The organism is Mesorhizobium sp. M0106 (assembly GCF_040322715.1).
In the GTDB taxonomy this organism is placed as follows: domain Bacteria; phylum Pseudomonadota; class Alphaproteobacteria; order Rhizobiales; family Rhizobiaceae; genus Mesorhizobium.
Genome location: NZ_JAMYUA010000022.1, coordinates 70,397 through 83,189 on the forward strand (window position 1 = coordinate 70,397; position 12,793 = coordinate 83,189).

At 64.1% G+C, this 12,793-nt stretch carries 13 protein-coding genes; 4 read left to right on the plus strand and 9 right to left on the minus strand.

What is annotated here, in order from left to right:
- Window positions 1–143 precede the first annotated feature (143 nt).
- The gene (locus NKJ55_RS21270; protein WP_352451570.1) at window positions 144–932 is read left to right on the plus strand and encodes an IclR family transcriptional regulator; all 789 of its coding nucleotides are present in this window, start codon (window positions 144–146) and stop codon (window positions 930–932) included.
- A 65-nt stretch (window positions 933–997) separates the two neighbouring features.
- On the plus strand, window positions 998–1,834 hold the full coding sequence (locus tag NKJ55_RS21275; RefSeq protein WP_352451571.1) for an amidohydrolase family protein: 837 nt from the start codon (window positions 998–1,000) through the stop codon (window positions 1,832–1,834).
- A 67-nt stretch (window positions 1,835–1,901) separates the two neighbouring features.
- On the opposite strand, the gene NKJ55_RS21280 is transcribed toward NKJ55_RS21275, so the two are convergent.
- From NKJ55_RS21280 to NKJ55_RS21315, 8 genes are read right to left on the minus strand one after another with little or no spacing between them, the layout of a single operon-like run.
- Complete coding sequence (locus NKJ55_RS21280) at window positions 1,902–2,867, minus strand: ABC transporter permease (protein WP_352451572.1); 966 nt, start codon at window positions 2,865–2,867, stop codon at window positions 1,902–1,904.
- Between the two features lie 5 nt (window positions 2,868–2,872).
- Window positions 2,873–3,823: an ABC transporter permease gene (locus NKJ55_RS21285; RefSeq protein WP_352451573.1), complete on the minus strand. Its 951-nt coding sequence runs from the start codon at window positions 3,821–3,823 to the stop codon at window positions 2,873–2,875.
- The gene (locus tag NKJ55_RS21290; RefSeq protein WP_352451574.1) at window positions 3,820–4,563 is read right to left on the minus strand and encodes an ATP-binding cassette domain-containing protein; all 744 of its coding nucleotides are present in this window, start codon (window positions 4,561–4,563) and stop codon (window positions 3,820–3,822) included. The genes NKJ55_RS21285 and NKJ55_RS21290 overlap by 4 nt, the downstream gene beginning before the upstream one ends.
- The gene (locus NKJ55_RS21295; protein WP_352451575.1) at window positions 4,556–5,293 is read right to left on the minus strand and encodes an ATP-binding cassette domain-containing protein; all 738 of its coding nucleotides are present in this window, start codon (window positions 5,291–5,293) and stop codon (window positions 4,556–4,558) included. Before NKJ55_RS21295 ends, NKJ55_RS21290 begins: the two co-directional genes overlap by 8 nt.
- A gap of 57 nt (window positions 5,294–5,350) precedes the next feature.
- On the minus strand, window positions 5,351–6,538 hold the full coding sequence (locus NKJ55_RS21300; protein ID WP_352451576.1) for an ABC transporter substrate-binding protein: 1,188 nt from the start codon (window positions 6,536–6,538) through the stop codon (window positions 5,351–5,353).
- A gap of 21 nt (window positions 6,539–6,559) precedes the next feature.
- The gene (locus tag NKJ55_RS21305; protein ID WP_352451597.1) at window positions 6,560–7,702 is read right to left on the minus strand and encodes an ABC transporter substrate-binding protein; all 1,143 of its coding nucleotides are present in this window, start codon (window positions 7,700–7,702) and stop codon (window positions 6,560–6,562) included.
- 20 nt (window positions 7,703–7,722) lie between these two features.
- Complete coding sequence (locus NKJ55_RS21310; protein WP_352451577.1) at window positions 7,723–8,883, minus strand: CaiB/BaiF CoA transferase family protein; 1,161 nt, start codon at window positions 8,881–8,883, stop codon at window positions 7,723–7,725.
- Between the two features lie 3 nt (window positions 8,884–8,886).
- On the minus strand, window positions 8,887–9,438 hold the full coding sequence (locus NKJ55_RS21315; RefSeq protein WP_352451578.1) for a MaoC family dehydratase: 552 nt from the start codon (window positions 9,436–9,438) through the stop codon (window positions 8,887–8,889).
- Window positions 9,439–9,627: 189 nt separating this feature from the next.
- Between NKJ55_RS21315 and NKJ55_RS21320 the strand changes: the two genes are divergently transcribed.
- Window positions 9,628–10,725 (plus strand): lactonase family protein, encoded by a 1,098-nt coding sequence (locus tag NKJ55_RS21320; protein WP_352451579.1) that lies wholly within the window; start codon window positions 9,628–9,630, stop codon window positions 10,723–10,725.
- Between the two features lie 7 nt (window positions 10,726–10,732).
- Here NKJ55_RS21320 and NKJ55_RS21325 read toward each other — a convergent pair whose 3' ends face one another.
- The gene (locus tag NKJ55_RS21325; protein ID WP_023676076.1) at window positions 10,733–11,446 is read right to left on the minus strand and encodes a GntR family transcriptional regulator; all 714 of its coding nucleotides are present in this window, start codon (window positions 11,444–11,446) and stop codon (window positions 10,733–10,735) included.
- A 258-nt stretch (window positions 11,447–11,704) separates the two neighbouring features.
- Between NKJ55_RS21325 and NKJ55_RS21330 the strand changes: the two genes are divergently transcribed.
- Complete coding sequence (locus NKJ55_RS21330) at window positions 11,705–12,793, plus strand: ABC transporter ATP-binding protein (protein ID WP_352451580.1); 1,089 nt, start codon at window positions 11,705–11,707, stop codon at window positions 12,791–12,793.

A 12,793-nucleotide genomic window follows, 5' to 3' on the forward strand; every position in this document is an offset into this window, starting at 1 on the left:
GTCCGCGTCGATCCATAGCGAGGCCGGATCGGCAGCTTCATTCATATACAAACAAAACATTTACAGGATCGTCAAGCCGAAAGTTCTTTCGGAAACAATACCGTTATGCGCATATGAAAAGTGCAATTCACTGGAGAAGCGGAATGGCAGAGGACGAGGAAGACGACCGCTATCGAGCCCCGGCGCTGGACAAGGGGCTCGACATCCTCGAGCTGCTGGCCGGTGTCGATGGCGGCCTGACGCAGGCGGAAATCGCCAAGAAGCTCGACCGCAGTCCAAACGAGTTCTACCGCATGCTGGACCGGCTGGTGCGGCGCGGCTACGTCACGCGGCCGGATGGCGACCGTTATTCGCTGACGCTCAAGCTGTTTGGCCTGGCGCAGCTGCACGCGCCGGTGCGCCGGCTGGTTTCCTATGCGACGCCGCTGATGCGCGAACTGGCCGAAACCACACAGCAGGCAAATCAGCTCGTCGTCTTCGACCGCGGTTCCGCGGTGGTGATCGCACAGCAGGAGGCGCCGGATTACTGGGGCATCTCCATCCGCGTCGGCTCGCATATCAGCCTGTTCGACACCGGCTCCGGCCATGTGTTGCTGGCGTTCCGCCCGCCGGAAGAGCGGCAGATGATGATCTCAGAACATCTGCGCAGCACCGACAAGCCACCGCAATCGCCGGAGTTCTTTGCCCGCCTCGACCAGATCCGGGAACGCGGCTACGAGATGATGGCATCGATGCAGACCGCCGGTGTCTTCAACCTGTCGACACCGGTTCTTGGTTCGGACGGCAGGGCGATCGCCGCGCTGTCGATTCCCTACATAACCCTGGTCAACGCACCCAAGGCGCCCGACATTACGAGGACGATTGAGCTGCTGCTGGCAGCGACCGAAAAGCTGTCGCAACTGGCGGGATCGACCGTCAAGCAATCGCGATGAATTCTTATTTGAATGAAGAATTTCTCCGTGAGATGATCTCGAAGTCGCCAAGGAGGAGCGCCACCATGATCTTCGACACCCATCTGCACCTGATCGACCAGTCCGCGCTGCGCTATCCCTGGCTGGCCGGCGTGCCGGCACTCAACCACGATTTCTCCTACGACGAATATGCAGTCCAGGCCCGCCGCGCCGGCATCGAGGGCGCATTGCATATGGAGGTCGATGTCGATCCTGCCGACATCGAGGCTGAAACCAGCCGTGTCAAAGCGCTGTCGCGGGAAAAGGCCAGCTTGCTGCGGGGGGCAATTGCCTCCTGCCGCCCTGAGGAGCCTGGCTTTGCCGCCTATCTCGAGCGCCAGCGCGCCGATCCTTTCGTCAAAGGCTTTCGCCGCGTGCTGCACGTCATGCCGGACGAGCTTTCGGAGGGCGCGCTGTTTCGTGAAAACATCAGGCGGCTTGCCGGCAGCGGCCTGACCTTCGACCTTGTCGTTCTGCCGCACCAGATCCCCAAGGCGATTGCACTCGCCGACCTCGCGCCAGATGTGCAGTTCGTGCTCGACCATTGTGGCGTGCCCGACATTAAAGGCGGTGCCGAGCACCCCTGGCGCGAGCACATGGCGGAGATCGCGCGGCGCCCGAACGTCGTCGGCAAAATTTCCGGTGTGGTCGCCTATGCGGATGCCGGATCCTGGACTGTCGAAACGCTGCTTCCCTATGTCGAGCACACCATCGGATGCTTCGGCCGGGATCGCGTCGTCTGGGGCAGCGACTGGCCGGTCTGCACGCTCGGCGGCGGGCTTGCGACCTGGGTGGCGGCAACGCACGCGCTGCTTGCCGGCACCAGCGCCGATGAACGGCAACAACTGCTGTCCGGCAACGCCAAGCGGCTGTGGCGTTTGTAGAGCATTTTGCAGCCAAGTGACGGATCACTTGGCGTCGCACAAATGCGGCTCAAACGAATAGGTGGCCTCAGATCGTCGCCGACACGTGCCGCTCGCGACCGTAGAGCGAAACCAGGAGCACGATGACCAGGCCAAGTGCCGCCTGCACGGTCGAGGGCCGGAAGCCGAGGCCGATCAACAGCGTGTTGATCTCCGTCAGCACCAGCACGCCGGCAATGGTGCCGAAATAGCTCCCGCGGCCGCCGACAAGGGCGGCGCCGCCGACCACCACTGCCGCGATCGTCTGGAACAGATAGGGCTGGCCGACATCGCCATAGGCCGAACCGGTGAAGCCGAGCAGCAGCACGCCGGCCGCGGCGGCGAAGAAGGCGCTCGCGGCATAGGTCACGGTCCACATGCGGACTGGATCGATCAGCGCCAGCGGCGTAGCACCTGGATTGCTGCCGAGGGCGTAGAGACGGCGACCGTATGGCGTGCGCGCCAGCACCAGCGCCACCAGCAAGGTCAGCACCGCGACGCATGGCACCAGCCCCGGCACCGGCAGCGGTCCGACCGAACCGCCGATCGATACGAAGGCGGAAACCGCTTGCGGCGCCGATCCGGATGGAAAACCACCGGTCCACAACAGGACGGCGCCTTGCACAATCATGCCGATGCCGAGCGTGACGATCAGCGGGTGGATGTCGAGCCCGCGCGAGATCAGGCCGTTCAGCGCCCCGATCAGTAAGGCGAGCGCGCTGACGACCGCGCAGACAAGAGCAAAATTCCAGCCGACGCCGTAGAGCTGTGCGGCAACGACATTGGCAAAGCCGATGATGAAGGGGATCGACAGATCGATACCGCCGAGGATGACGACGAGGGTCTGGCCGATCGATGCCACCGCCAGCAGCGAGGCGATCACCAGCAGCGCCCGGATGGCGAACGGCTGGGAGTAGCCCGGGATGAGCAAGGTGCCAAGGAGATGCAAGGCGACAGCGACGGCAAAGGCACCGGCGACGCGGGCATTGCTGGACTGGAACCAGTTCCGGCTCATGCTTCTCAGCCTTTCCGTCCCGAGAGCCGCTCCTGCAGCGCCGTCATGATGACGGCCACAACCAGGATCGCGCCATAGGCGATCTGCAGCACATAGGTGGAGACGTTGAAGGCGGTCAGCACGCTCTGCAGCAGAAAGATGTCGATGGCGCCGATCGCGGCCCCGGCGAGCCCGCCGCGTCCGCCGGCAAGGCTGACGCCACCGAGCGCCACTGCGGCAATCGCGATCAGCGTGTAGGTTGGCCCGATATTAGGGTCGGCCGAACCGATCAGGGCGGTCAGCATGAGGCCGGCACAGGCGGCAAGTATGCCGGTCATGACATAGGCTATGAAACGTACTTTCGTCACCGGAATGCCGGCCGTGTAGGCGGCGCGGTCGTCGCTGCCCACCGCCATCAGCTGGTCGTAATAAGGCGTCTGCCGGACCAGCCACCAGAACAGCAAGATCAGCGCCAGCGGCAGTGCCGACCAGGGTCCGGCCATTGCCTTCAGCCAGCCCGGCGCCGGCCCGATCGGCGCCGGCAGGACGGTCAGCGTCATGCCGGTGAGGATCAGATAGGTGCCGAGCGTCGCAACGATCGGCTGGATGCGAACGATGGTCGCCAAGAAGCCGTTGGCAGCGCCGACGATCGCGCCGATCAGAAGCGCCGCCGGCACGATGACCAGCGGCGAAGATATGCCAAGCCTGAGAAACAGCACCTGGATCACCATCGCATTGACGAAGCCCATCAATGGCCCGACGGAAATGTCGATGCCGCCGCGCCCGGCGAGGATCACCGGAGCCGAGGCGAGCGCTGCGCCGATCAGCGGCGCGGCGAGCCCGATCAGCGCGCCCCAGGCGGCAGGATGGAAGCGCGCCGGATTGAGCAGCAGATTGACCGCGATCAGGATCACCAACAGCACTGCCGCAAAGCCGGCGCCGCGCCATCGCGCCGCCATGCGCCGCAACCCGCTCATGCCGCGCGCCCGAACATGGCGGCGATCACCGTATCGCTTTTCATCTCGTCTCCGGTGATTTCAGCCGCCACCTGCTGTTCGCGGAACACCAGCACGCGATGGCAAAGCAGCAGGATCTCCTCGATCTCGCTCGACAGGATGACCAGAGCCATGCCGTCCGCCGCCAGTCGACGAAACACATCATAGAGGACATGGCGCGTCGCCACGTCGACACCGCGCGTCGGATCATTGAGGAGCAGGATCGCCGGTTCCAGCGCCAATGCGCGGGCCAGCAGCACCTTCTGCTGATTGCCGCCGGAAAGCGTGGTGATCGGGGCGTCCGGCCGTGGCGCGATGATCGACAGTCTGTCCCGATAGCGTTCATAGCGCTGCCGCCGCGCGGCGAAGCTGAGCAGACCGAAACGCATATCGCGCGACAGCGTCGAGACGGCAAAATTGTCGAGCACCGATTGGGTCGGAAAAATGCCGGTGGTGCGCCGGTCGCGCGGCAAATAGGCGATGCCGCCGGCGACCGCCTTGCGGAAATTGGTGATCGCAAGCGCTCCGGTTGGCGCCTCGACGGTCACCTCGCCGCCGGCCGGGCGTTCCAGGCCGGCCAGCACTTTCAGGAACCGTTCCTGTCCATGGCCGTCGAGGCCGGCAAGGCCGACGATCTCGCCTGGCGCAATGGTTTGCGTCATGGGGCTTGCGCCCGGCGCGATCACCAGGCCGCGCACCGAAAGGCTGGCGCGATCAGCCATGCGCCAGCTCCGCCGCCGTGCGTGGCGCCATTGCCTTGAGAAGTTCGGATGCGGTGGACGTGCCGCGTTCCTCAGTCGTCACCACGCTGCCGCCGCGCAGCACGGAAATCCGGTCCGAAAGCGACATCACCTCGTCCATGCGGTGGGTGATGAACAGGATCAGGCAGCCTTCCGAGGCAAGCTTGCGCATCATGGCAAAGACCGCCTCGCGATCGGCAAAGTCGAGCGCCGCTGTGACCTCGTCGAGGATGAGAATGCGCGGGTTGCGGACCACGGCGCGGGCAAGCACTACCAATTGCTGAACCGCCAGCGGCAATTGCCCGGCCAACTGGTCGAGCGGGATCTCGGTCACCGCGAAGCGCTTCAGCACCGCGTGCGCGCGTTGCCGCCGCTCGGCACGCGGCACGGTGCGCGCCAGCAAGCCGTCGAGGCCGAGCAGGATGTTGTCCGTCACCGAACGGTCAGGCGCGATCAGCACTTCCTGGAACACGGCGGCCAACCCGGCGGTCTGGAACGCCGCCGGCGAGAGGCCGGTAAAGGGCGCTCCGTCGAGCAGGATCGCGCCGCTGTCCTGCTGCACGATCCCCGACAGCAGCTTGACCAGGGTGCTCTTGCCCGAACCGTTCTCGCCCAGGATGGTGTGGATCGTGCCGGCGCGGAACGCGATGGAGGCATTGGCCAGCGCAATCGTTTCGCCGTAGCGTTTCGAGATGGCCTGGACTTCCAGCATGAGCAATCCTGATGGAGAAAGCCGGCACCGCTGGTGCGGAGCCGGCCCTCATAAATGCTACTTGGCGCAGGCGTCCGGCACCTTCGAATAGTCCCAGCCCTTGGTCGGTGCCGGATTGGCGAAGTAGGCATCGAGCCATTCCTCCGGCATCGGATCCTTCGGCGGGACCGGGAAGATCGAGACGGCGTCCGGCGTCATGCAGTCCTTGTACCAGGCGCCGAGGTCGGCATTGTGCACCGGCGGAATCGGGATCAGCAGCGTGTTGAGCTTGGGCTTTTGCCCATCCAGCATGCGCGCCGCGACACGAAACAGCGTCTCGGCCGTCCAGTGCGGCAGAACCGCATGGCCTTCGAAGCGGTATTTGTCTGGATTGGCCTTCCAGTAGCCGAGCGCATCGCCGGTGATCGAGCCGGTGATCAGCGGGGCAGGGCGGCCGGCTTCGGCAAAGGCCTCGGCGACGACGCGGCTTTCGCTGCCCGTCGTCCACACTGCATCGATCGGCGCCGGATTGGTGGCGATCGCCTGCAGCACCGCCGTCTTGGTAACGTTGGCCGTCCAGTTGCCGTTGACGCTGCGCGAGACCTTGAGCTTTGAATTTTCGGCCAGCGCCTTGTCGCCGCCCTGGCGCTCCTGCACGACGATCGGGTGACCGGCAATGCCTTCGACCAGAAGCACGCTGCCGCCGTCCGGCATTGCTTTGCCGATCGCGGTCATCATGTCGTAGCCCCAGCGCGCATAGTTGGAATCGACATTGATCGAATTCGGGCTGGTCACCGACCCAGCTGCCGTGATGAAGGGGATGCCGGCTTTGGCTGCGGCATCGATGGCATCGTCCAGCGCCGTCGCCGAGCCGGGGATCGAGGTGATGATCGAGCATTTCTTGTCGATGAAGGCGCGGATCTGGTTGATCTGCTGACTGGCGTCGTTGTTGGAATCCGACACCTCGAAGCTCGCCACGGTGCCGTCGGCGATCAGGCCGTCGACCAGCCGCTTCAACTCCTTGGTCACGGTGACGCGCCACGGATTGCCCTGGTAGGACTCGGAGTGGCACCATTTCCACGGCTTTGACGGCGGCGTGAAATTATCCCAGGCCGACGGCAGCACCTTTTGCGGCGCACCGTCATATTGTGCCTTCAGTTCGGTCGGCAATCCAGCAATCACGCCCGAAACGTCTTGAGCGCAGGCTATGGTCGTGACCGATGCAAGTGCGGTTGCGGCCATAAGGCCGCGGATCAGGCTGTTCATGTTCTCCTCCGTTCGGTTGTTTCAGGCTCCTCCGCCGGCAACGCCGGACACCTGCGTCGAAAGGCTCTCCCGAAACAGGCGATTGAGATCGGCAACGACGCGAGCGGCATTGTGCCTTTCGCTCAGGCCGAGATTGATGCGATCGGACGCCGCCTGCTGGAACGCCATGTAGCCGTCGTGCCGCGGCCTCACCCAGGCACCTTCGAGCGTAGCCCGCGTGTCCTTGTAGAAATTGCCGGCGGCGGCGTTGACGGCGGCATCCGCCCAGGCCGCCGCATGGCCGGGCTGGCCGCCGGCCGAGGCGTAAGGGCCGCGCTGCACCTCACCGCTGGCGATCCAGTAGGCGAAGTCGATTGCTTCCTGTCCGGCCTTCGAGAAGGCCGACACGGCGATGCCGGTCCCGCCGAGCGCCGAGCCTTTGGGGCCGGCATTGCCAGCGGCCGGGATATCCGCGAAAGCCAGGCGGTTGGGTCGAAACCCGGCGATGGCATAGGAGACATAGCCATAGATCAGCGGCGCGCAGGCGATCCGCGAGCCGGATCCGGCCATTTGCTCCAGAACCGCGATCGGATCCATGCCAAGACAGGCCGGGTCGACGAGAGCTGCGATCTCGCGCATCATCTCGAAGACCTGCTTGCCCGCTGCCGGATCCACATGGTCGCCAGGGCCTTCACCGGCGGGCCGTCCGAGATTGCCGGCAAGCGTGTAGAACACCATCAGCGCATGCGGCGGCCTGAGCGGCAACAGCACGTGGCCTTGCCGGGCCAGATCGAGAGCATCGGCCCAGCTCGCCGGCGCTGCCGAAAGCATGTCGGGCCGCCATGCCTGCACCTGGCTGGCCGCGTCGATCGGAAACGCCCACTGCCGGCCTTGCCAGTTGTAGCTCGGAAAGGACGGGCCGACACTGCTCGCCGCAAGTGCTGCACGTTCGGCTTGCCGGCCGGCGACATCGAGCGGCGCCAGGCAATTCTCGGCGGTGATCTGGCCGACATGCGGATGGTCGACGACGATCAGGTCGTAGGCACGGGCCAGTTCCTCGACCGGGAAGGATTCAAAATCCTGCAGCGAGCGCTTGTCCCATTCAACGGCGATGCCAGTTTGTTGCTTCCACAGTCTCGAACAGGCGACCATCGGGTCATAGCCGCGCGGATGGCTCCAGGTCATGCCTTTGAGCGTGACGTCGCTCACAGCCCGAACTCCGCGCGGATTTTTGCGCTGTGCTCGCCGATGCGTGGCGCGGCCCGCTCGACCTTCGCGCGGATGCCGTCTACCCTGAGCGGCGAGCGCGTGGTGAGGATCGAAACGTCATCCTCGCGCGTCACCGTCTGCAGCATGTCGAGGACCTGGAAGCCTTCGCTGGCCATCATTTCCGGCCAGGTCAAAACCTTGGCGCACCAGATGTCGGCAGGCTCGAGAATGGCAAGCCATTCGTCGACCGTCTTCGTTGCGATCTTTTGCGCGATGATCGCCTTGATCTTGTCGCGGGCGGTGAACCAGGTCGACGGCTGGTCGCGATAGGGCGCAAGCTCCTCGAGCCCGAGGAGATCGGCGAGTTTCGAGATCGGCGTCATGGCGATCGCCAGATAGCCGTCCTTGGCCGGATAGACGCCGTAGGGCGCCGAGAGATAGGCGTGCGCGCTGCGGAAGCTCGACCGCCGCGGCAGCCTGCGCCCGTCATTGAGGTGCGTGGTCAGCACCTCGAACTGGAAGTCGACCAGCGCTTCGAGCAGGCTGGTCTCGACATGGCTGCCCTTGCCGGTCACGCCGCGCCGCACCAGTGCGGCGAGGATGCCTTGCGCGGCGGCGGAACCCGCCAGCATGTCGGCGATCGCCAGGCCGAAGGGCACCGGCCCCTGGTCCTCGTCGCCGTTCAGCCACATCACGCCGGAGCGGGCCTGCGCCAGCAGATCCTGCCCCGGCCGCTTGACCCACGGGCCTTCCTCGCCATAGCCGCTGATCGAGGCATAGACCAGGCGCGGATTGATCTTGCGCACCGCCTCGTAATCGAAGCCCAGGCGTTCGATGACGCCGGGCCTGAAATTCTGGATCAGCACGTCGGCCCTGGCCAGCAGTCCGCGCAGCGCCGCAAGGTCGGCCTCGTCCTTCAAGTCGATGGCAAGGCTTTCCTTGGCGCGGTTGATCGCATGGAAAATGGTGGAATCGCCGCCGATCTCGGTGTCGCTGAGATAGAGCCGGCGCGACAGGTCGCCGCCGTCCGGCCGTTCGATCTTGATGACGCGAGCGCCGAGGTCGAGCAGTCGCAGCGAGCAGTAAGGCCCGGACAGGAACTGGCTCATGTCGACAACGATGAGCCCGGTCAGCGGCAGTTCGGCAATGGCAGCCATTGCCTATTTCTCCGTCTTGCAGGCGAAATCGGCCGGATTGCGGTACTTCACCGTCTGCAGGTGCTCGCAATAAAGCACGAGCTCGCCTTCACCCTTGAAGACTTCATAGCTGGCGCGGATCAGCCCCATTTCCTTGTATTTTGGCTTCTTGTCGAGGTTGGAGCGGATCGAATAGATCGTGTCGCCTATGAACACCGGCTTGATGAAGCGCAATTTGTCGTAGCCATACGAAAAGGCGTTGATGCAATTGGTGGCGACGAGACCGAGCCCGGCCGAGAACACGAAGGCCCCTGCCACCAGTCGCTTGCCGAAAATGCCTTGCGTCTCGGCGAACATCTGGTCCTGCACGTATGGATGGATGTCGAGCACCAGCGTGTTGAAGAGATGGCTGTCGCCCTCGGCAATGGTCCGGCGCAGCGAGCGGATCTTCTGGCCGACCGGCCAGTCTTCGTAGAACCAGTTCTCCGCGTTCCAGACGGGAAGGTCAGCGTGATCCCTAGGCATGTTGGCGGGGTGTGTCGATGCCACGCCCACGGTTGGCGCGAAACCACTCATGACGACTTCCTCTGGGAGCGGGAATCGTCCATCGGGGCGCGCCACAGACCAGCGAAATGCATGATCGATCCTCCCGTCAATCTTCTTTTGTGAATAGTATTTTCACATATGGGGTTGTGTTGCAAGCGTGAACAGGCGAAATTTTGCCTGCTCCGTCGGGGCCAATGCCGGCGGAACAAGGAGGAAGTGATGCAGAATGCCTGTCTGGTTTTCGTCGGCAGCCTCAATCGCGACGCCCCGTATTTTCAGGGCGCGCGCGGCATCGGGCTGGGTGTCTACAGTTTCGACGAAGGGACGCTGCAGACGAAGAAACTGGCCGAGACGGGAGACATCGACAATCCCACCTTCCTGTCGGTGACGCCGGACGGCTCCCACATCTATGCCAACTCAGAAGTGTTCACCTGGCGCGAAGGGGTGGTCTCGGCCTACCGTTTCGACAGGCAGGCCGCCACGCTGTCCTACATCAACAAGCAGCCGACGCTGGGCAGCATCACGGCGCACAACACCATCACGCGCGACCGGACCAAGCTGCTGGTCGCCAATTACGGCATGGGCGAGGGCGGCCCCGATCGCTCGGTCGTGGTCTATGGGTTGGGTGAGAATGGCGGCCTGACAGCGCCGTTGTCGAGCGTTGCCCATAGCGGGACCGGACCAGATCCTGCCCGCCAGGAGCGGCCGCATGCCCATAGCGTAACCGAGACGGTTGCCGGCGGCATGGCGATCGTCGCTGACCTCGGCATCGACCGGCTGGTGTCCTATCGCATCGGCTCAGACGGCAGCCTGACGAAGCTCGCCGAGTCGGCGCTTGCGCCAGGCGCGGGTCCGCGCCATCTCGCACTGCATCCGGGCGGTCGCTTCGTGTTCGTCATGAACGAGCTGGATTCGACGGTTGTCTCGCTGGCGCTGGACGAAGCATCAGGCAAGCTTACGGTGATCGACAGCAAGCCGGCCGTGCCGCCCGAGGCGCGCGACGGCAATCACTGCGCCGACATCCAGATCTCGCCTGACGGCCGCTTTCTCTACGGCTCCAACCGCGGTCATGACAGCATCGTGGTGTTTTCGATCGACCAGCAAACCGGCAGGATTGCCCTTGTCGACTATACGCCTTGCGGCGGTGCCACGCCGCGCAATCTGGCACTGACGCCCTCGGGCGGCCATCTGTTCTCGGCCAACCAGAATGCCGACCGCATCTCGATTTTCGCCCGTGATGCCGCAACCGGCCGGCTGACCGACACCGGCCGATCCATCGAAATTGGCACGCCGATGTGCGTGAGGATCGTGCGTTGACGCGATCTCAGAACTCGAGCGCCTGCCTGAGTGCCGGGCCGCTCCTGACGCGCAAATCGAGGTCGGCCTCGATATGGTCGATGTGGTGCAGCATCAGCGCGCTGGCGCGTTCGGCATTGCCATTTTCCAGCGCCTCGAGGATCTGCGTGTGTTCGTTGTGGCCGCAGCTCGAGATGCCCGAGCGGCCATAGAGTGCGATCACCAGCGATGAACGAGCGACCAATTCCTCCATGAAGCGCTGCAGGATGACGTTTCCCGCGACCGACGCCAGAAGCAGGTGAAAATCCCCCGACGCCTTGATCTCCGATCGCCTTGCGTTCGGTCCGCGTTCGGCGATGAAACGGCCTTCTTCGTCGAGCTGGGCCTTGAACGCGGCGACATGCGCCGGCGTCATCCGTCCGGCGGCGGCAATCGCGATGCCTGGTTCGATGAGCCGGCGCGAAGCAAAAACCTGCCGCGCTTCCTCCGGCGACGGGTTGGCGACGAAGGCGCCGCGATTGCGCTCGGTGCGCACCAATCCCTCGAAGGAAAGCATCTGCAGTGCCGCACGCGCCACGGTGCGGCTGACATCGAACAGCGTGCCGACTTCGCCTTCGGAAAGCTTTGTTCCCGGCGCCAGCCGGCGATCGACGATCGCGTCGCGCAACTGGTCGCGGATCGCCTGCGCGCGATCCTCGTTGGCGGCCTCGATAGCAGGGAAGGTCTGGTCGGCAATGTTCATGGCAGTGGTCCTGCGTTCTTCTACCCTGAATCGCATCGCTTGGACGAGAGACAAAGTGAATACAGAGATGAAAAAGATTGCATACGATCTTTGCGAAGATCGGCGGCAATCGCCTATAATTTGTGCATTGCACAAGGGCGACGTATCGGCAGCTATATAGAGGCGGCCCTGATTTCTTCGAGGATTCAGTCGGTTGGTGCGGCGGCGCGCAACTGGCACGCATGATGCTTTGGCTAATCCGACCAAAGGGGAAGCTGGATGTCCAAAGCCGCCGAAATCGACATTGTGTCCGTTTCGAAAGTCTATGGCGCGACGACTGCCGTCGAAGGCATCAGCCTGAAAATCCCTGCGGGAACCTATTGCTGCCTGCTCGGTCCGTCGGGCTGTGGCAAGACCTCGACGTTGCGCATGATCGCCGGGCACGAGAGCATATCGAGTGGCGACGTGCGTCTCGGCAACACAGTGGTCACCGACCTGCCGCCGGCCAGGCGCGGCACTGCCATGATGTTCCAGTCCTACGCACTGTTTCCGCATCTCGACCTGATCGACAATGTCGCCTTCAGCCTGAAGATGAAAGGCGTCGGCAAGGAGGAGCGCCGCGCCAAGGCACTCGACATGCTGAAGCTGATGCAGATGGAGGCCTATGCCAGCCGCCGCCCGGCGCAGCTTTCCGGCGGGCAGCAGCAGCGCGTTGCTCTTGCGCGCGCATTGATCACCGATCCCGAGGCGCTGTTGCTCGACGAACCGCTTTCGGCGCTCGATCCTTTCCTGAAGATCCGCATGCGAGCCGAACTGAAGAAGCTGCAGACGTCGCTCGGCATCACTTTCGTCCACGTCACCCACAGCCAGGAAGAGGCGATGGCGCTGGCCGACCTGATCGTGGTGATGAACGACGGCCGTATCGAGCAGGCGGCGCACCCTCGCACGGTGTTCGAGCGGCCGGCCACGGCCTTCGTCGCTCGTTTCATGGGCGACCACAATGTCATCTCCGGCCGTGTCACCGGTAGTCGCGACGGCATGGTCGTTTTCGATGTGCCCGGCGGCGTCACGCTCGCCGCCAGCGGGCAGGGCAGGGAGACTGGGGAGCCCATCGACATCGCCATTCGCACCGACCACGTGCGCATCGGCGAGCCGCCGGCAGCCGGGCTCGGCTTCACCGGCATCGTTTCAAACGTCGAGTACCGCGGTTCGACCGTGAAGCTCTCGGTCAATGGCGCCGGCATCGAGGATTTCACGGTAATCGTCGACGACACCAGCTTCTTCGCCAGGCCGGTTGCCGTCGGCGACGCAGTGCCGATCGCCTGGGACGCCGAGGACGCGATCGTCCTTGGCCGTCTCGATTCCTGA

Excerpts from the sequence above, each read along its gene's own strand:
- NKJ55_RS21270 (WP_352451570.1), top strand. The coding sequence starts at position 144 with ATGGCAGAGGACGAGGAAGACGACCGCTATCGAGCCCCGGCGCTGGAC.
- NKJ55_RS21275 (WP_352451571.1), top strand. The coding sequence starts at position 998 with ATGATCTTCGACACCCATCTGCACCTGATCGACCAGTCCGCGCTGCGC.
- NKJ55_RS21280 (WP_352451572.1), bottom strand. The coding sequence starts at position 2,867 with ATGAGCCGGAACTGGTTCCAGTCCAGCAATGCCCGCGTCGCCGGTGCC.
- NKJ55_RS21285 (WP_352451573.1), bottom strand. The coding sequence starts at position 3,823 with ATGAGCGGGTTGCGGCGCATGGCGGCGCGATGGCGCGGCGCCGGCTTT.
- NKJ55_RS21290 (WP_352451574.1), bottom strand. The coding sequence starts at position 4,563 with ATGGCTGATCGCGCCAGCCTTTCGGTGCGCGGCCTGGTGATCGCGCCG.
- NKJ55_RS21295 (WP_352451575.1), bottom strand. The coding sequence starts at position 5,293 with ATGCTGGAAGTCCAGGCCATCTCGAAACGCTACGGCGAAACGATTGCG.
- NKJ55_RS21300 (WP_352451576.1), bottom strand. The coding sequence starts at position 6,538 with ATGAACAGCCTGATCCGCGGCCTTATGGCCGCAACCGCACTTGCATCG.
- NKJ55_RS21305 (WP_352451597.1), bottom strand. The coding sequence starts at position 7,702 with ATGACCTGGAGCCATCCGCGCGGCTATGACCCGATGGTCGCCTGTTCG.
- NKJ55_RS21310 (WP_352451577.1), bottom strand. The coding sequence starts at position 8,883 with ATGGCTGCCATTGCCGAACTGCCGCTGACCGGGCTCATCGTTGTCGAC.
- NKJ55_RS21315 (WP_352451578.1), bottom strand. The coding sequence starts at position 9,438 with ATGAGTGGTTTCGCGCCAACCGTGGGCGTGGCATCGACACACCCCGCC.
- NKJ55_RS21320 (WP_352451579.1), top strand. The coding sequence starts at position 9,628 with ATGCAGAATGCCTGTCTGGTTTTCGTCGGCAGCCTCAATCGCGACGCC.
- NKJ55_RS21325 (WP_023676076.1), bottom strand. The coding sequence starts at position 11,446 with ATGAACATTGCCGACCAGACCTTCCCTGCTATCGAGGCCGCCAACGAG.
- NKJ55_RS21330 (WP_352451580.1), top strand. The coding sequence starts at position 11,705 with ATGTCCAAAGCCGCCGAAATCGACATTGTGTCCGTTTCGAAAGTCTAT.